Consider the following 17,318-nt stretch of genomic DNA (forward strand, 5'->3'; position numbering starts at 1 on the left):
GCAAAGGAAGCACACACATGAAGCGTCGCGAATTCACCCAGCTGTCGGCCGCCTCGGCCCTGGCAGCGGGCACCGCTGGCGGCCTGCTGGTCCAGCCGGCCCTGGCCCAGGGCGGTCCGATCGAGGGCCGTCAATATCAGCGCCTGAACACCAAGGTGCCTGGCGCGGCGCCCGGCAAGATCGAGGTCATCGAGTTCTTCTGGTACGGCTGCCCGCACTGCTATGTGTTCGAGCCGACCATCGAAGCCTGGGCCAAGCAGCTGCCGGCCGACGTGGTCTACCGCAAGGTGCATGTGGCCTTCCGCGAGAACGTGAAGATCCACCAGCGCCTGTTCTTTACGCTGGAAGCGATGGGCAAGGAAGCGCAGGTGCGTCCGGCCATCTTCAACGCCATCCACCGGGGCGGTCAGTCGCTGACCGATCCGAAGGCGATGGCGACCTTCCTGGCACCGCTGGGTGTGGATTCGGCGAAGTTCCAGGAGCTGTACAACTCGTTCACCGTGCAGACCAAGTGCCAGCAGGCCGCGAAGTTGCAGGACAGCTACAACATCGACGGCGTGCCGACCGTTGCGGTGGGTGGACGCTTCCTCACCTCGCCGGCCATGGCGGGATTTGGCCTGCGCGTCAGCGAGGAAGAACTCGGCCAGCGCGCCATCGCCGTCGCCAACTTCCTCATTGAACAGGCACGGAAGGGCTGACCCTCCCCCCACCGTGAAGGCCTGCCGGCCGCGGCCCCTTCGGGAGTTGGCGGACTGCAGGCCTTTTGTTTTTTGCGGGGCTAGAATGGTCTGCAAGTTTTGTGCCGCCAGGATCCCACCATGCCCCTTCGCCGTCCCCTGCTGTTGTCCGGAGCACTCGCCCTGGCGTTGGCCGCGCCCTGGGTGCAGGCCGCCAAGGACGACCGCCAGAAGCCCCTGAACCTGGTGTTCGACAAGGAAGGCGAGGTGGACAAGGTCAAGCAGCGCGCCGAATTCAACGGCAACGTGATCCTGACCAAAGGCTCCCTGATGCTGCGCGCCGAACGCATGGATGTGCAGGAAACCAAGGACGGCTATTACCTGGCCTACGCCAACGGCGTGCCCAGCCGTCAGGTGCAGTTCCGCCAGGACCGCGACACCCCCGGTGAACGCATCGAAGGCCGCGCTGACCAGATCGAATACGACACCCGCAGCGAAACCATCCGGCTGATCGGCAATGCCGAAGCCAAGGTGATGCGCGGCGACCAGCTGATGCAGACCATGGCCGGCGCCACCCTCAACTACGACAACCGCACCGAACGCCTGCTGGTGGAAACCGGCGCCAATTCGCCGCATCCCAGTGGGCGCGGCCGTGTGGTGCTGATGCCCAAGAACGTGCCCGCCGAGCCCGCCTCCGCCGCCAGCGCCCCGCTGGGTCTGCGCCCCAGCCTCAACCTGACGCCGCGCCAGACCCCATGAGTGACGCTCAAGCCTCCCCCCCCCGGAGCCGCCTGCAGGCCTGGGGGCTGCAGAAGACCTATGGCGTGCGCAAGGTGGTCAAGGATGTCCATCTGGACCTGCACAGCGGGGAAGTGATCGGCCTGCTGGGCCCCAACGGCGCCGGCAAGACCACCAGCTTCTACATGATCGTGGGCCTGGTCCGCGCCGACGCCGGCGAGATCCAGATCGACGGCCAGCCGGTGCAGCGCCTGCCCATTCACCAGCGCTCGCGCCTGGGTCTGAGCTACCTGCCGCAGGAAGCCTCCATCTTCCGCAAGCTGAATGTGGAAGAGAACATCCGCGCCGTGCTGGAACTGCAGCGGGACGACCAGGGCAAAGCCTGGCCGACCGCCCGCATCAATGCCGAGCTGGACAAGCTGCTGCAGGAACTCTCCATCGAGAAGCTGCGGGACACCCCCGCCCCGGCCCTGTCCGGCGGCGAGCGGCGCCGCGTGGAGATCGCCCGCGCCCTGGCCACCCAGCCCCGTTTCATCCTGCTGGACGAGCCCTTCGCCGGCGTGGACCCGATCGCCGTGCTGGAGATCCAGCGCATCATCCGCTTCCTCAAGCAGCGCGGCATCGGCGTCCTGATCACCGACCACAACGTCCGTGAAACCCTGGGCATCTGCGACCGCGCCTACATCATCAGTGAAGGCGCAGTGCTGGCCGAAGGCACGCCTCAACACATCGTCGAACATCAGGACGTCCGCCGGGTCTATCTCGGCGAGCACTTCCGGATGTAAGCACGGGAGCGACGATGAGGCCGACGCTACAGGTACGCCTGTCCCAGCATCTTGCGCTGACGCCTCAGCTGCAGCAGTCCATCCGTCTGCTGCAACTCTCCACACTCGAACTTCATCAGGAAGTCGAGCAGATGCTGGCCAGCAATCCGCTGCTGGAGCCCGACGAAGAACACGATGCGGCCAGTCCGCCCGGCGCCAGTCCGGCTGAACGCGTGGCGGACGAGCGGGTGCCGGATCGCGATGATCGCGGCAGCGACACTGCGGATCGCAGTGCCGACAGCGACGGCAGCGCGGATAGCGCCAGTGGCGAAGAAATCCGTGCCGAGGATTTCGGCACCACCGAGCGGGAAGACTGGGAAAACGGCACCGAGCACGACGACTTCGACGGCATCCGCGAGCAGCCTTCCAGCAGCGCCAGCAGTGGTGGCGAGGACGACGAGCGGCCCGAGACCGAAGCCCCCGATGCGTCGCTCCAGGACGTGCTGCGCGCACAAATGGCGGGCATGCATCTGGGCGAGGTGGACCGTGCAGCCTTGCTGGCGCTGATTGAATCGCTCAACGACGACGGCTATCTGGAAGATCCGCTGGAAGAGCTGGTCGCCGCTCTGCTCGGCGATGAAGGCGATGGGGCGGATCCGGAGCAGCGCGAACTCCTGCTCGACACCTTCAAGTGCGCCCTCAAGTGGCTGCAGTCGATGGAGCCGGCGGGGGTCGGCGCACGGGACCTGGGCGAATGCCTGGAACTGCAGCTGCGCACCCATCCGCGCTCGCCGGAACAGGCGCTGGCGGTGGTGATCTGCCGGCGCCATCTGGATCTGCTGGCCAAACGCGACTGGCGCCGCCTGATGTCCCTGACCGGCGCCGATGACGAGCTGCTTCGGGGCGCACAGGCGATGATCGCCACGCTGGAACCCAAGCCGGGACGGCGCTTCGCCCGCAGCGACAACCGGCCCGTGGTGCCGGACGTGATCGTGCAGAAGGCCGGCCGGGGCTTCCGGGTGATGATCAATCCGGATGTACTGCCCAAGCTGCGCATCAATGAGCTGTATGCCCAGGCCCTGCGCGCCACCCGCGGCGGCGTCAGCAATTCGCCGCTGGGGGGCCAGCTGCAGGAAGCGCGCTGGTTCATCAAGAACATCCAGCAGCGCTTCGACACCATCCTGCGGGTCAGCGAAGCCATCGTGGAGCGCCAGCGCGGCTTCTTCACCCATGGTGAGCTGGCGATGAAACCGCTGGTGTTGCGGGAGATCGCCGATGAACTCGGCCTGCACGAATCCACCATCTCCCGGGTGACCACCGCCAAGTACATGTCCACGCCGTGGGGCACCTTTGAGCTGAAGTATTTCTTTGGCTCCAGCCTCTCCACCGAGGCAGGCGGCAATGCGTCGTCCACCGCGGTGCGGGCGCTGATCAAGCAGTTCATTGCGGCGGAGGACGCCAGCAATCCGCTGTCCGACAGCCAGCTCTCCACCATGCTGGGCGAGCAGGGCATCACGGTGGCTCGGCGGACCGTCGCCAAATACCGGGAAGCGCTGAAGCTGGCGCCTGCCAACCTGCGCAAGGCGCGCTGACGGCGCGTTCGCCCTCAGTGGGACAATGTCCCCATTCCACGGCGCCCCGTCGCGTCAGACACCGATCCGTCCAGAGCCCTCATGTCCACGCCCTCCTTCCATCTGTTCCTGCCCTGCCCTGCCGGCGTTGAATCCTGGCTGGAGGCGGAAGTCCGCGAGATCCTGTCGGCAGACGAATGCCTGGAGGGCCCCAAGGCCTTCCGCGGCGGCGTCGGCCTGCTGGGCACGCTGGAGGCGGTGATGCGCCTGAACCTGCACAGCCGGCTGGCGCAGCGGGTGCTGGTGGAAGTCGCCATCGGGGAGTACTACCAGGAAGACGACATCTATTCGCTGGCCAACACCATCGACTGGAGCGAATGGATCACGCCGCGGCAGACGCTGCGGGTGGACACCACCGCGCAGCATTCGCCGCTGCACAGCCTGAACTTTGCGACGCTGCGGGTGAAGGATGCCGTCTGCGACGTGATGCGCGAAGTGACCGGCGAGCGGCCCAGCGTGGACACCCGCTGGCCCGACCTGCCGCTGCAACTCCACCTGACCGAGCAGCATGCGACGCTGTATGTGGACAGCTCGGGTGAGCCGCTGTTCAAGCGCGGCTGGCGGGAAGACAAGGGCGATGCGCCGCTGAAGGAAACGCTGGCGGCCGCGATGCTGGCAGCGGCCGGCTGGAAGGGTACGCCGGAGGCCGGTGGCGCGCTGCACGACCCCTGCTGCGGCTCTGGCACCATCGTGGTGGAAGCGGCGACGATTGCCTGCGGCATCGCGCCCGGCATCCAGCGCCGGTTCGCTTTCGAGAAGCTCAAGCCCTTCCAGGCGCTGATGCCGGCCTGGCGGGCGATGAAGGATGAAGCCCGTGCGGCGGAGCATGCCCCTGCGGTGCCGCTGTTCGCCAGCGACGTGGCCTTCCGGATGGTGGATTTCGCACGCCGCAATGCGCAGCGCGCGGGCGTGGAGGCCTACATCCAGTTCAACGGCGGGGATGCGCTGGAGCGTCCGGCCCCGAAGCTGCCCGACGATCTGCCCGGCACGCTGATGTTGAATCCGCCCTATGGGGAACGGATTGAGGTGCGCGGCAAGGCGGGCAACCGGTCGAACTTCGAGGGCGGGTTGTCCGAAGAGCGGGATGCGGGGGATGACTTCTTCCCCCGCCTGTCGGCCCACTGGAAGCGGGCCTATACCCAGCATCCGGCCGGCTGGACGGCATGGCTGCTCTGCCCGGAAATGAAGCTGCCCAGCAAGATGCGCCTGAAGGAATCGCGCCGGGTGCCGATGTGGAACGGCCCGATCGAGTGCCGCCTGTTCAAGTTTGATCTGATCGCAGGCTCGGCGCGGAAACCTTCTGTAGAGTCAGACGGCTCGCGCTAAATACGGCTGAAGCAGCTGATGCGGGCGGCATGTCGCAAGATGCCGCCCACAGAGGCTGAATGGGAGGACTGCCATGATCCGCGCGGAACTGGGCGAATCTCTGGAGGCGTACGTGGTGGAACTGATCAAAGCGGGTCGTTATGGATCCGAAAGCGAAGTCTTGCGGGCGGCTGTAGCGCTGCTTCAGCAGCGTGAGCAGGCCTTGGCCAGCTTCGATGCAGATCTCCGACGTCGCCTGGCGACCGCAGACGATGCGCACATGGTCTCCGCAGAAGAGGCGTTTGAGGCCCTGCGAAAGCAGTTTCCCGATCCAGATCGCCCCAACTCTGCATGAAGGTCCGCCTCCACCGGGAGGCGGTCGCAGACATCCAGGGCATTGCCACCTACGTGGCGGAGCTGAACGCGTCCGCTGCGGCTCGCCTCATTGAGGAGCTGAATGACAAGGTCATGGGCCTGAGCACCCTGGCGCATGCCTTTCCGCTTCTGCAAGGATTCGAGCATCTGGCCATTCGCAGACGGGTGCACGGCCGCTACCGCATCCTCTATCGAATCACGGACGATGATCGCGTGGACGTGCTCCGTGTGTTGCACACCGCCCGAGACGTGGTGACGGCGTTCCTGGACCGGCCGCTATGACGCTGCAGATCCTTCCAGGCCTCCCAGCGCCACCCAGCCCAGCACCGCCAGCGGTGCGGTGTCGGCACGCAGGATGCGCGGGCCCAGCTGCACCGCCTGGAAGCCCTGGGCGCGCGCGGACTGCTCCTCGTCGGCGCTGAGTCCCCCCTCCGGGCCGCTCAGCACCACGATCGGCCCCTGACCTTCGCGGCTTCGGGCCGACAGCGGCTGCGCCGCCACAGGACTCAGCAACCAGCGCCGCTCCGCGCCGTCATTCCCGCGCGCCGCCAGGCCCGCCAGCCACGCCGACAGCGTCATCACCGGCGCCACCTGCAGCGGCCGCGTGCGGCCGCATTGCTCCGCCGCGGCCACCGCAACGCCCTGCCAGTGCTGCTGCTTCTTCAGTGCCCGGTCGCCCGTCAGGCGAAGCACCGAACGCTCGCTCATCAGGGGCTGGATCGCCGTGGCGCCCAGTTCGCAGGCCTTCTCCACAATGCCGTCCATCCGGTCATTGGCCGGCATCACGACCGCCAACGTCACCGATGGATGCAATTCGCGATCGACGCTGTGGCGCTCGCGCAGCACCACCCGCACCTCACTGCGCCCCATGGCGGTGACCTCCGCGGTCCACTCGTCGCCGCTACCGTCAAACAGCAGCACCTGACCGCCCGGCTGAAGCCGCAGCACCTGGACATGGCGTGCCGCACCGGGCGGCAGCGCGAAATCCTGATCCAGGTCCTCCGACGCAGCCGCCAGCGGCTGCTCCACAAACAGACGCGCAGCCAAGCTCACCCCTTCTGACGGCCGATCCAGTCGGAGAAGGTGGCCAGGAAGCCCTGCATGAACTTCTCGGTGTCCGGCTTGGTGAAGCCGTGGTCTTCAGTGAACAGGGTGTTGGCACCGCCCACATACATTTCAGGAGTGGGCAGGGTCGCCACATTCATGCCGACCAGCACCTGACGCAGATGGTGGTGGGCGCCAAAGCCGCCCAGCGCTCCCGGTGACAGGGTAATGACGGCGCCGGGCTTGCCGTTGAAGGCGTTGTGCCCATACGGCCGCGACCCCACATCCAGCGCATTCTTCAGCACCGCGGGAATCGAGCGGTTGTATTCGGGGCTGAGGAACAGCACCGCATCCGCCGCCTTGATCGTGGCGCGGAATTCGGCGTAGCCGGCCGGCGGCGCATCCGCCTCGTCGTCGTTGTAGAAGCTCAGATGGCCGATCTCGACAATCTCCAGCTGCAGGGACGCCGGTGCGATCTTTTGCAGCGCCAGCGCCAGCTGGCGGTTATAGGAGCCTTTGCGCAGGCTGCCGATCAGCACCGCGACGCGGTACGGTTGCGCTTGGGGTTCAGACATGGACGACCTCCTGGGAAGGGTTTAATTGAAGCCCAGTGTCGCACGCAGCTCATGCGCTGCTGCATCTCCCTTGGTCGCCCGCACACGATCCACGACATCCAGCGCCAGCGTCTGCAGTTGCTCGAAGTCAGCGCATTGCTCCACTTCCAGTGCCATGCGGTAGCCCTTGAGCAGCCCCTGCTGCTTCGCAAAAACGGTGAGCGCGGTGTAGAGCTGCTGGAAGTCCAGCGATGACACCGGCGCGCCCATGGGCCGCGTCGAGCTGCCAGGCATCGGGCGGGAGGCAGCCCCTTGGCCACCGGTGGCGGTGACCGAAGCGGGGCCGGTCGACGGCGCGCTGCCAGACGATGCGGCCCGGGGCGATGCGGCGCCGGAAGCCGACAATGCGCCTGCGCCGCGGCCGGTGGAGGCGCCGCCCGGATCCCCGGCGACGCCCATGGGCGTACCGATGGCGGTGGCGCCGGCCGAGCCGGCAGATGCCCCCGCCCCGGGCCCGCCCACTGGCGCCCGCACCGCAGCCGGCGACACCAGCCGGTGTTGCAGCAGCAGTTCCAGATCGGCCGGCGTGGCGCCCTGCACCATGCCCAGCCATTGCCCGCCCGTTTTGGACGGGTCGATCACCAGCAGCAGATTGCGTGCGATCCGGCCCTGGACCAGGGCTCTTGTCTTGATCTCTGCCCGTCCGGCCTCAGACTTCTCGTAGCGTTCTTCCAACACGGCCATGCCTCCTCAGGACCGCGAAGCTTAGGCGGTTGCGGTCCTTGCGGAGGCAGGGAAACTGCTACTTTTTGTCGCGCAGTTCACGCCGCAACACCTTGCCCACCGGGGTCTTGGGCAGTTCCGTGCGGAACTCGATGATGCGCGGCCGCTTGTAGCCGGTGAGGTTGGCCTCGCAGTAGGCCTTCACATCCGCTTCGGTCAGCGCCGGATTCTTGCGGACGATCACCACCTTGACCGCTTCACCGGCCTTCTCGTCCGGCACGCCGACCGCGGCGCATTCCAGCACGCCCGGCATCAGGGTCAGCACGTCTTCGACCTCGTTGGGATAGACGTTGAAGCCGCTCACCAGGATCATGTCCTTCTTGCGGTCCACGATGCGGAAGTAGCCCCGCTCGTCCACCGTGCCGATGTCGCCGGTGCGGAAATAACCATCGGCGGTCATGACCTTGGCGGTTTCGTCGGGACGCTGCCAGTAGCCGGCCATCACCTGCGGGCCGCGGATGGCGATCTCGCCGGAGGTGCCTGCAGGCACTTCGCGACCGTCGTCGTCCAGCAGCGTCACTTCGGTACCGGGCAGCGGCAGGCCGATGGAGCCGGTGTAGGCGGTGCTGTCGGTCGGGTTGCAGCAGGCCACTGGCGAGGTCTCGGACAGGCCGTAGCCTTCCACGATCGGGCAGCCGGTCTTTTCCAGCCACAGCTTGGCGGTAGCCTGCTGAACGGCCATGCCGCCCCCCACCGAAATCACCAGACCGCTCCAGTCCACCGTGCCGAAGGACGGATGGTTGGCCATGGCCATGAACAGGGTGTTCACCGCCGGCAGGCTGTGGAAGCGGTGCTGGCTCAGTTCCTTGAACACGCCAGGAAGGTCACGCGGATTGGGGATCAGCACATTGCAGCCGCCCACCCGCATCGACAGCATCAGGTTGGTTGTGAAACCGAAGATGTGATAGAGCGGGAGCGCGCAGATGCTGACCAGCTGCTCGTCCTTGGGGATCTTGCGCAGCGCCGGCTGATACCAGGCCTCGCACTGCAGCGTGTTGGCCACCAGGTTGCGATGCAGCAGCACGGCGCCCTTGGAGACGCCGGTGGTGCCGCCGGTGTATTGCAGCACGGCGATGTCGCTGGGGCCGATGACCGGACGCGTGTAGGTCTGAGCACGCCCCTTGGACAGGGCATCGTTGAAACGCACGGCGGTGGGCAGCTCGAAGGCCGGCACCAGCTTCTTGACCTTGCGGACCACGTAGTTGACGACGGCGCCCTTGACGAAGCCGAGCATGTCGCCCATCGAGGCCAGCACCACATGCTTGGTGGGCACATGGGCCATCACCTGCTGCAGCGTGGCGGCAAAGTTCTCGATGATGACGATGGCCTTGGCGCCGGCGTCCTTGAGCTGATGCTCCAGTTCACGCGGGGTGTAGAGCGGATTGACGTTCACCACCACAAAGCCGGCGCGCAGCACGGCGGCCACGGCCACCGGATACTGCGGCACGTTGGGCATCATGATGGCGACGCGGTCGCCCTTTTCCAGACCCAGGCCCTGGAGATAAGCCGCCAGGGCACGCGACGCCTCATCGATCTGCGCAAAGCTGACCGAGCGGCCCAGCATCTTGTAGGCCGGCCGCTCCGGAAACTGCTTGAACGCCGTTTCCATCAGCTCGACCAGCGAAGGATAGACATCCGCATTGATCTCGGCGGGCATGCCAGCCGGATAGTGCTTCAGCCAGGTTTTCTCCATTGTTATGTCTCCAGGGTACGGCGCGGATTCTCGCCGATCCCCGTGCGCCCCCCATCAGGGGATTCGATAAAGCGCACAGGGACGCGCCGAAGGGCGTCATTGCAGGCGGACCATACGCGGTGCAGCGCGGTCATCGGCCCCCTAGGGTGGGTTCACTAATCCATGGCGCGGCGCCTGCATCTGGTGCAGGCCATTGGTGGCGTGGGCGGGACCCGGCCCGCGTCATCGCAGAGGCAGCCAGACGGCCAGCTCGGTGCCGGGCCCTTCGGTGCTGTCCGACGGCGCGCGCCATTCGATGCGCGCGGAGATCCGCTCGGCCCGCCGCCGCATGCCGCGCAGTCCATGCCCTTCGCGGCGCTGTTCGGACAGTCCCAGGCCGTTGTCGGTGATCAACAGGGTCACCCCGCCGCCGTCGTCATCCACGCGGGTGGCAAATCGCACCCGGGTGGCATGGGCATGATGAATGACGTTGCTGAGTCCCTCCTGCACGATGCGGATCAACTCGCGGCCGCCGGTGCCACGCAGCACCGGCACCAGCGGCACATCGGCCAGTTGCCAGTCCAGCGTCAGGCCGCCCGCCGCCAGACGGGGCCCCATGCGATGACGCAGATTGGCCAGCAGCAGCGTCAGGTCGCCATCAGTGACTGCCAGGGCGTCGACCGTCAGGCGCATTTCCCGGATGCAGTCGTCGAGCACTTCCACCAGGGTTTCGGACGGCACGCCCCGCTCCGCGCTCAGACGCGCAGTGACCAGTTGCGAGCCCAGGCCGTCGTGCATCTCCTGCAGCAGCCGCTCCCGCTCTTCGGCGGCCGTGCGCTGGCGTTCACTGTCCTGCAGCTCCTGCCAGCGGGCCTGCAGCTCGCGGGTGCGCGCCTCGAGCGCCCGCTCCAGCACGACGCGCGCCAGAGCCTGATCGCGCAGCGAGCCGACGAAGCGCCGCTGCAGCGCCACCCCGGCCATGGCGATCAATACGGCGTGGCCCACCACATTGATGTCCACCACACTGAGCTGCTGGGACGCCACCAGGGCAAAGTAGCTGACGTACAGCCAGACCCAGGTGGACAGCGTCACCGCGAGCGCCCCCACCAGCGGCGCGGCAGCCCGGCTCTCCAGCGCCGCTTTGGCTGCGATGACGACGGCCAGCAGCAGGATGAGGCATCGACTGCCCAGCGCCCACCAGGGCCAGAAGGTGGCGAAGTTGGTCCAGCTCCAGCCCAGGACCGCGGCGGTGCTGTCGATCACCACGGCAAGCCCCAGATAGGCGACCACGACCTGCAACACCCACCGCCACTGATAGCCATTGAGCCGCGCCACCAGAAACAGCAGCAGCCCCTTGGACAGCACATCCGCCACGTCCAGCACCACCCGCCACCATGGGGCCGGCAGCAGCGCACCGTTGAGCAGGTAGGGCGACAACAGCAGCGCCAGACAGATGCAGAACAGCCCTGTCACCCCGTACAGCCATTCCTGGCGCAGCGCCAGCCACACCAGCACCATGAAGAGGCCGATGGCCACGCCGCCCAGCGCCGTGGTGACCCGCAGCACCTGCCAGAAGCGGCGACCTTCCTGCAAGGCGCGCATCTGCGGCGCAGGGCCCAGCAGCGCGGCCGACAGACCGGCGCCCTCGAATCCGGGGCGGACCAGCCGCACACTCAGGCGATGATCCCCGGCACCCAGCAGCGCCGGTGGAATGCTCACCTGCATCCGACGTCCGGCCAACAAGAGGCCGCGCTGGGCGAAGTCGTCCTCGTCCTCCGCAGTGAAGCCGCGGCCCATGCTGGAATGGGCGAGCAACTGCCCGTCCAGATAGATGCTGGCCGCCGGACGATGCTGGATCACCAGCCAGTGCGGCTGCTCCGCAGCCCTGGGCATCTGGAAGTCGATGGCGAACCACAGCGGTCCGGGCGCTTCGGATTCGTGGATCTGCACCGGCAGGTGATGGCTGCCGGCCTCGGCATCAATCGGCCCGGAGACCGCGCCGGGCACCGCACGCGGGTCCACCGCACTGCCGGGCAGCAGCCGCGCATCCGCGAGCCGCAGCACCTGCGGGGGCAATGCGGTGCCGTACTGCTGAGACAGCAGATGCACCACCCACAGCAGTGCCACCGGCAGCGTCAGCAGCAGCACCAGCCGGCGCGCGCGCACGGCCGCCATGCCGCGTCACTCCACCGCCTTGACCATGTCCTCGACGACCTTCTTGGCGTCGCCGAACACCATCATCGTCTTGTCCATGTAGAACAGCTCGTTGTCCAGGCCCGCATAACCGGCGGCCATCGACCGCTTGTTCACGATGACGGTCCGCGCCTTGTAGGCTTCCAGAATGGGCATGCCGTAGATGGCCGATCCCTTCTGCAGGGCGGCGGGATTCACCACGTCGTTGGCGCCCAGGATGATCGCCACATCGGTCTGGCCGAATTCCGGATTGATGTCTTCCATCTCATGCACCTGGTCGTAGGGCACTTCCGCCTCGGCCAGCAGCACGTTCATATGGCCGGGCATGCGGCCCGCCACCGGATGGATGGCGTAGCGCACCTGCACGCCCTTGGCGGTCAGCTTCTGCGCCAGTTCCTTGACCGCATGCTGCGCCCGCGCCACCGCCAGGCCATAACCCGGCACGATGATGACGCTTTCCGCATTGCCCAGGATGAAGGCTGCATCGTCCGCACTGCCGCTGCGCACATTGCGCTGCACCGCGGCGGTGGCGGCGGCCCCGGGCTCGGCGCCGAAGCCGCCCAGGATCACGTTGAAGAAGGAGCGGTTCATCGCCTTGCACATGATGTAGCTCAGGATGGCGCCCGAGCTGCCCACCAGCGAGCCGGCGATGATCAGCATGCTGTTGTTGAGCGAGAAGCCGATGCCCGCCGCCGCCCAGCCGGAGTAGCTGTTGAGCATCGACACCACCACCGGCATGTCCGCGCCGCCGATCGGGATGATCAGCAGCACGCCCAGCGCGAATCCGAGCGCGGCCACCAGCAGGAAGCTGGTCCAGCCTTGTGAATGCCAGAAGCCGGCGATGCAGGCGATCGCGGCGACGCCTAGCGCCAGGTTCAGTAAATGCTGCCCGGCGAAGACCACCGGGGCGCCCTGGAACAGCCGGAAGCGGTACTTGCCGCTGAGCTTGCCGAAGGCAATGACCGAGCCGGAGAAGGTGACCGCGCCGATGAAGCAGCCCAGCGCCAGTTCGATGCGATTGCCCCCGGGCAGCGGTTCCCCCGGCTGCGCGATGCCCAGCGCATGCGGCTCGGCCACCGCCGCCACGGCGATGCAGACAGCGGCCAGGCCGATCATGCTGTGCATGAAGGCGACCAGCTCCGGCATCTTGGTCATCTCCACCCGCTGCGCCATCACCGCGCCGATGCCGCCGCCCACCACGAGGCCGGCCAGCACCAGTCCGAATCCGCCCGCATGGCCACCGGCCAGCTTCAGGATCAGGGCCGCCGTGGTGAACACCGCAATCGTCATGCCGGCCATGCCGAAGAGATTGCCGCGGATGGAGGTGGTGGGATGCGACAGGCCCTTGAGGGCCTGGATGAAGCAGACGCTGGCAAGGAGATACAGCAGCGTGACGAGGTTCATGGACATGCGCGGGCTCCGGATCGCGGGGATCGAAGGAAACGAAGGGGGAATGCCGACAGGCAAGGGCTGAACGGCGGCCTGCTTGGCGGCCTACTTCCGGTCCTTCTTCCTGAACATCTCCAGCATGCGGCGCGTGACCAGGAAGCCGCCAAACACATTGACCGCTGCGAGCGCGACCGCCGCCGTGCCCATGACCTGGCCCAGCATCGTGTCGGTGAGCGCTGCAGCGAGCATCGCGCCGACGATGACAATGGCCGAGATCGCATTGGTTACCGCCATCAACGGCGTGTGCAGCGCGGGGGTCACCGTCCACACCACGTGGTAGCCGACGTAGATGGCCAGCACGAAGATGGTGAGATTGATCAGGGTGGGAGAGACAGCGTCCATCGGATCCTCCGGAATGAGTCGATCAGGCCCGCAGCAGCCGGCCTTCATGCGCCACCAGGCAGGCGGTGACGATGTCGTCGTCCGGCGGCAGCACCACGCCGCCGGCGCCCGGCAGCACCAGCTTGAGAAAGTCCAGCACGTTGCGCGCATACAGGGACGACGCATCCGCCGCGACCAGCGCCGGCAGGTTGGTCTCGCCCACCAGCGTCACGCCGTGTTTCACCACCGTCTGGCCGGGCTCGGTCAGCGGGCAGTTGCCGCCGGCGGGGGCCGCCAGATCCACGATGACCGATCCTGCTTTCATCGAGCGCACCATGTCTTCGGTGACCAGCACCGGCGCCGCCCGTCCGGGGATCAGCGCGGTGGTGATCACCACATCAGCCTGCGCGACCCGCTTGGCCACTTCCTGCTGCTGGCGGGTCAACCAGCTGGCGGGCATCGGCCGGGCATAACCGCCGACACCTTCGGCGGCTTCGCGCTCCTCTGGCGTCTCATACGGCACGTCGATGAACTTGGCGCCGAGGGATTCGACCTGCTCCTTCACCGCTGGTCGCACGTCCGAGGCCTCGATCACCGCCCCCAGCCGCTTGGCGGTGGCGATGGCCTGCAGGCCGGCCACGCCGACGCCTAGCACCACCACCCGCGCCGCCTTGATGGTGCCGGCAGCCGTCATCAGCATCGGGAACAGCCGCTGGTAGTGGGAGGCCGCCAGCATCACCGCCTTGTAGCCGGCGATGTTGGCCTGGCTGGACAGCACGTCCATGCTCTGCGCCCGGGTGGTGCGCGGCGCCGCTTCCAGCGCGAAGGCGGTCAGCCCGGCATCGGCCAGGCGCTGCAGGCCGTCCCGGTCGAACGGGTTGAGCATGCCCACCAGCGACGCCCCGCGCTGGAAGGACGCCAGCTCCTGCGCATCCGGCGCTCGCACCTTGAGGACCAGCTCGGCCCCCAGCGCCTGTGCGGCGGAACCGACCTCGGCGCCGGCGGTGCCGTAGGCCTCGTCAGTGGCACTCGCCCGTTGGCCGGCCGAGGTCTCCACCACCACCCGATGACCCTGCGCGACCAGCTTCTTCACCGTTTCCGGCGTGGCCGCCACCCGTGTTTCACCCGCCGCAGTCTCGCGCGGCACACCGATCAGCATCTGGACTCCTCCACTCTGCATCCGGGGACAGGGCCCAGACTTCGGGCTCGATGGGCCAAGCTTACCGGCGCGTTCGTGCGAAATACGCCCCTCGGGGCCAGGGATTTCACTAGGAAGAAAGTGGCCGCCTTGGGCAATCTGTTCACAACAAAGCCGCAAACCTGTTGCGAGTTGCAAGCGCCGGTCCACCGAAAGCGCGCCAGGACGTTGGAAGAAGGTAGAAAGGAGCCACCATGCTCAAGAACATTCTGTTTGCCTCCGCCGTGGCTGTGACGGCTCTGGCGGCTCCTGCCGTGTCGAACGCCGCGGACGTCGGCGTCTCGGTGACCATCGGCCAGCCCGGTTTCTACGGTCAGATCGACATCGGCAACACCCGCCCTCAGGTCGTCTATGCCGAGCCGATGATCATTGAACGGGTGGTGTCGCCGCCGCCGCCGGTCTATCTGCGCGTGCCCCCGGGCCATCAGAAGAACTGGCGCCGGTATTGCGGCCAGTACGGGGCCTGCGGCCGTCCGGTCTATTTCGTGCAAGACAACTGGTACACCAACGTGTATGCGCCGCAGTACCGCCGGGACCATCCCCACGGCGGCCCTGGCGGCCCGGGCTGGAAGGACGACCACCCCGGCAAGGGCCATGGCCGCGGACATGACAAGGACCGGTATGACGACCGGCGCGATGACCGCCGGGATGACTGGCGTGATGATCGACGTGACGACCGCCGCGATGACCGCCGCGACGATCGACGCGGTCCCGATCGCGATCACCGCTGATCCGGCGCCTCGCTGCTCTCCACGTTTTTCAAGTATTTTTCAACGGCCCTTCGGGGCCGTTTGTCATTGGGCCGGCCGGATCCGTGAGGTCCGGACCCCGCGGGTCGCCCGGTACGTCCCCGGATCCGGCGAGGCCAGATCCCGGAGCCGTCATGAAGAAGACGCACAATGACGGCCCACACAAACAACCCATCCCGGGGAGCGCGTCGCGGTCAGCCCTGACCGCCGGCCAGCCGCCCACCCGGGGCCGGTGAGGAGATCCATGACCGAACGCTTCAAGCCCAGCGTCACCGTGGCTGCCGTGATCGAACGCGAAGGCCGTTATCTGCTGGTGGAGGAACTGACCTCCGAGGGCCTGCTGCTCAACAACCCTGCCGGCCATCTCGAACAGGGCGAATCCTTTGTCGAAGGCGTGGCGCGGGAGGTGCTGGAGGAAACCGCGCGTCCCTTCACGCCCACCGCCTGGCTGGGCGTGTACATGTCGCGCTTCCTGCGGCCCAGCCGCGGGCAGGACGTGACCTATGTGCGGATCGCCTTTGTGGGCGAGGTCGGGGAGCAGATCCCTGGGCAGGCCTTCGATGAACCGGTGCAGCGCACCCTGTGGATGACGCTGGACGAGATCCGCGCCTGCCGCGAGCGGCATCGCAGCCCGCTGGTGTTGCAATGCATCGAGGACCATGCGGCCGGACGGCGCCTGCCGATGGAGGCGCTGCACACCCATCCCTCGCTGTACCACCCGCCCGAGCACCGCTGAGCAGACAGCGAAACAGCGGCCTCCCCGGACCGGCGGACCTGAAGAACAGCAGAACAGCGAGAGAGAGGCGCACGCAGGAGCGGCGGATGGCCGCACCCGGGATTACAGCGTCATGGCCGCACTCACCGCCTGATCCAGACGTTCGGAATGGCGGCGGCTGGCTTCCAGCTCATTGATGGCGCAGCGGGAGAGCGTCACCAGCGCCTCGCGCTGACGCTCCCGCAGCCGACGAGGCAGGCGGTCCAGCACGCACAGTGTGCCCACCAGCTCACCGCCCGCCAGGGCCAGCGGCACTGCAGCGTAAAAGCGGATGTACGGCGCGCCCTGCACCAGCGGATGGTCGGCGAACCGGGCGTCATGCCAGGTGTCGGGCACCTCCACCACCGGGCCCTGATGCAGCACCTGCGCGCAGAAGCCGCGGGACCGCGGCATGGTGCCCAAGGCCAGTCCGGAGGTGCCGATGAAGCGCTGGGTGTCCGCATTGATCAGGCTGATCGCAGCCATGCCGCTACCGCTGATGTCGCAGGCCAGATCGGCCAGTTCATCAAAGGCCGGGAACGCGAGCGAGCGGGCTTCCAGTTGCGCCACGGCCGCAACCCGCTGCGGCTCGTCGGCAAAGATCGGCGGCAACCCGCTGCGCAGCAGCGCCAGCGCTTCCGTGACCTGGGTGCTTTTGTCGAAGAAGCCGGAGATGCGGTATTCCAGGCAGGCGCGCCGCATTTCCTCGTAATAGCTGTTGCTCAGCACGATCACCCGCGCGCCGCAACCGAGCTGCCGGATGGCGCGCAGCACCCGCAGGCCGCTGCCGGGCTGCAGGGCCAGGTCCATCAGCACCGCATCGGGCTGGGTCTGGGCAATCACCTGGATGGCGGCGGCTTCATCTGCGGCCTCGCCCACGACATGCACCCGTTTATCGGGCCCCAGCTGTTGAATCAGCTGGCTTCGAATGGTGGCGGAACTCTCGACGATAACAACGTTCATGATTCGACTCCCTGGCAGACAGTGTGCGGTGCAACGCCGTACAGCGGCAGTCAGCGATGCCTGCGCCGCATGTGCGCGGCGGCGCAAAGCGGTGTCGGGGGATTGCCTACAGGCGGGGGTATTCGGGGGGATGCCAGGAGGATGAGCC

18 protein-coding genes are annotated in these 17,318 nt (G+C 67.1%); 9 read left to right on the forward strand and 9 right to left on the reverse strand.

The genetic code is table 11. The features are described from left to right. Positions 1 to 17: 17 nt before the first annotated feature. From FHS28_RS17340 to FHS28_RS17370, 7 genes are all read left to right on the forward strand, one after another. Entirely contained in the window at positions 18 to 698 is a 681-nt protein-coding gene (locus FHS28_RS17340) for a thiol:disulfide interchange protein DsbA/DsbL (RefSeq protein ID WP_088453326.1), read from the forward strand. A 120-nt stretch (positions 699 to 818) separates the two neighbouring features. Further along, positions 819 to 1,436: a lipopolysaccharide transport periplasmic protein LptA gene (gene lptA, locus FHS28_RS17345; RefSeq protein WP_088453325.1), complete on the forward strand. Its 618-nt coding sequence runs from the start codon at positions 819 to 821 to the stop codon at positions 1,434 to 1,436. Then, positions 1,433 to 2,200, forward strand: coding sequence for an LPS export ABC transporter ATP-binding protein (gene lptB, locus FHS28_RS17350; RefSeq protein WP_088453324.1), 768 nt, complete (start codon positions 1,433 to 1,435; stop codon positions 2,198 to 2,200). Before lptA ends, lptB begins: the two co-directional genes overlap by 4 nt. Positions 2,201 to 2,214: 14 nt before the next feature. Then, the gene (locus tag FHS28_RS17355; RefSeq protein ID WP_088453323.1) at positions 2,215 to 3,771 is read left to right on the forward strand and encodes an RNA polymerase factor sigma-54; all 1,557 of its coding nucleotides are present in this window, start codon (positions 2,215 to 2,217) and stop codon (positions 3,769 to 3,771) included. A gap of 81 nt (positions 3,772 to 3,852) precedes the next feature. Then, positions 3,853 to 5,136: a THUMP domain-containing class I SAM-dependent RNA methyltransferase gene (locus FHS28_RS17360; RefSeq protein WP_088453322.1), complete on the forward strand. Its 1,284-nt coding sequence runs from the start codon at positions 3,853 to 3,855 to the stop codon at positions 5,134 to 5,136. Between the two features lie 73 nt (positions 5,137 to 5,209). Continuing rightward, the gene (locus FHS28_RS17365) at positions 5,210 to 5,470 is read left to right on the forward strand and encodes a type II toxin-antitoxin system ParD family antitoxin (protein WP_088453321.1); all 261 of its coding nucleotides are present in this window, start codon (positions 5,210 to 5,212) and stop codon (positions 5,468 to 5,470) included. Then, positions 5,467 to 5,772, forward strand: coding sequence for a type II toxin-antitoxin system RelE/ParE family toxin (locus tag FHS28_RS17370; protein ID WP_088453320.1), 306 nt, complete (start codon positions 5,467 to 5,469; stop codon positions 5,770 to 5,772). The genes FHS28_RS17365 and FHS28_RS17370 overlap by 4 nt, the downstream gene beginning before the upstream one ends. Here the strand turns inward: FHS28_RS17370 and FHS28_RS17375 are convergent. From FHS28_RS17375 to FHS28_RS17410, 8 genes are all read right to left on the reverse strand, one after another. Continuing rightward, on the reverse strand, positions 5,767 to 6,537 hold the full coding sequence (locus FHS28_RS17375; protein ID WP_088453319.1) for a 16S rRNA (uracil(1498)-N(3))-methyltransferase: 771 nt from the start codon (positions 6,535 to 6,537) through the stop codon (positions 5,767 to 5,769). The two genes, FHS28_RS17370 and FHS28_RS17375, sit on opposite strands and share 6 nt — an antisense overlap. A 2-nt stretch (positions 6,538 to 6,539) precedes the next feature. Next, positions 6,540 to 7,109 (reverse strand): NADPH-dependent FMN reductase, encoded by a 570-nt coding sequence (locus tag FHS28_RS17380; RefSeq protein ID WP_088453318.1) that lies wholly within the window; start codon positions 7,107 to 7,109, stop codon positions 6,540 to 6,542. 21 nt (positions 7,110 to 7,130) lie between these two features. Then, on the reverse strand, positions 7,131 to 7,832 hold the full coding sequence (locus FHS28_RS17385; protein WP_088453317.1) for a hypothetical protein: 702 nt from the start codon (positions 7,830 to 7,832) through the stop codon (positions 7,131 to 7,133). 58 nt (positions 7,833 to 7,890) lie between these two features. After that, entirely contained in the window at positions 7,891 to 9,564 is a 1,674-nt protein-coding gene (locus FHS28_RS17390) for a long-chain-fatty-acid--CoA ligase (RefSeq protein ID WP_088453316.1), read from the reverse strand. 222 nt (positions 9,565 to 9,786) lie between these two features. After that, complete coding sequence (locus FHS28_RS17395; protein WP_088453315.1) at positions 9,787 to 11,718, reverse strand: sensor histidine kinase; 1,932 nt, start codon at positions 11,716 to 11,718, stop codon at positions 9,787 to 9,789. 6 nt (positions 11,719 to 11,724) lie between these two features. Further along, a complete protein-coding gene (locus tag FHS28_RS17400) occupies positions 11,725 to 13,146 on the reverse strand; it encodes an NAD(P)(+) transhydrogenase (Re/Si-specific) subunit beta (RefSeq protein WP_088453314.1) in 1,422 nt (473 codons plus the stop codon). A gap of 84 nt (positions 13,147 to 13,230) precedes the next feature. After that, a complete protein-coding gene (locus tag FHS28_RS17405) occupies positions 13,231 to 13,527 on the reverse strand; it encodes an NAD(P) transhydrogenase subunit alpha part 2 (RefSeq protein WP_088453313.1) in 297 nt (98 codons plus the stop codon). Between the two features lie 22 nt (positions 13,528 to 13,549). Then, the gene (locus tag FHS28_RS17410; protein ID WP_088453312.1) at positions 13,550 to 14,665 is read right to left on the reverse strand and encodes a Re/Si-specific NAD(P)(+) transhydrogenase subunit alpha; all 1,116 of its coding nucleotides are present in this window, start codon (positions 14,663 to 14,665) and stop codon (positions 13,550 to 13,552) included. 233 nt (positions 14,666 to 14,898) lie between these two features. Between FHS28_RS17410 and FHS28_RS17415 the strand changes: the two genes are divergently transcribed. Together FHS28_RS17415 and FHS28_RS17420 are read left to right on the forward strand one after the other, a co-directional pair. Then, positions 14,899 to 15,435, forward strand: a complete 537-nt coding sequence (locus tag FHS28_RS17415) for a hypothetical protein (RefSeq protein ID WP_088453311.1) — start codon at positions 14,899 to 14,901, stop codon at positions 15,433 to 15,435. Positions 15,436 to 15,697: 262 nt separating this feature from the next. Continuing rightward, complete coding sequence (locus FHS28_RS17420) at positions 15,698 to 16,189, forward strand: NUDIX hydrolase (RefSeq protein ID WP_088453310.1); 492 nt, start codon at positions 15,698 to 15,700, stop codon at positions 16,187 to 16,189. Between the two features lie 102 nt (positions 16,190 to 16,291). On the opposite strand, the gene FHS28_RS17425 is transcribed toward FHS28_RS17420, so the two are convergent. Further along, positions 16,292 to 17,170, reverse strand: coding sequence for a response regulator (locus FHS28_RS17425; protein WP_088453309.1), 879 nt, complete (start codon positions 17,168 to 17,170; stop codon positions 16,292 to 16,294). Positions 17,171 to 17,318 lie beyond the last annotated feature (148 nt).

The sequence above is a fragment of the Roseateles terrae genome, from assembly GCF_014192155.1.
Taxonomy (GTDB): Bacteria; Pseudomonadota; Gammaproteobacteria; order Burkholderiales; family Burkholderiaceae_C; genus Roseateles; species Roseateles terrae.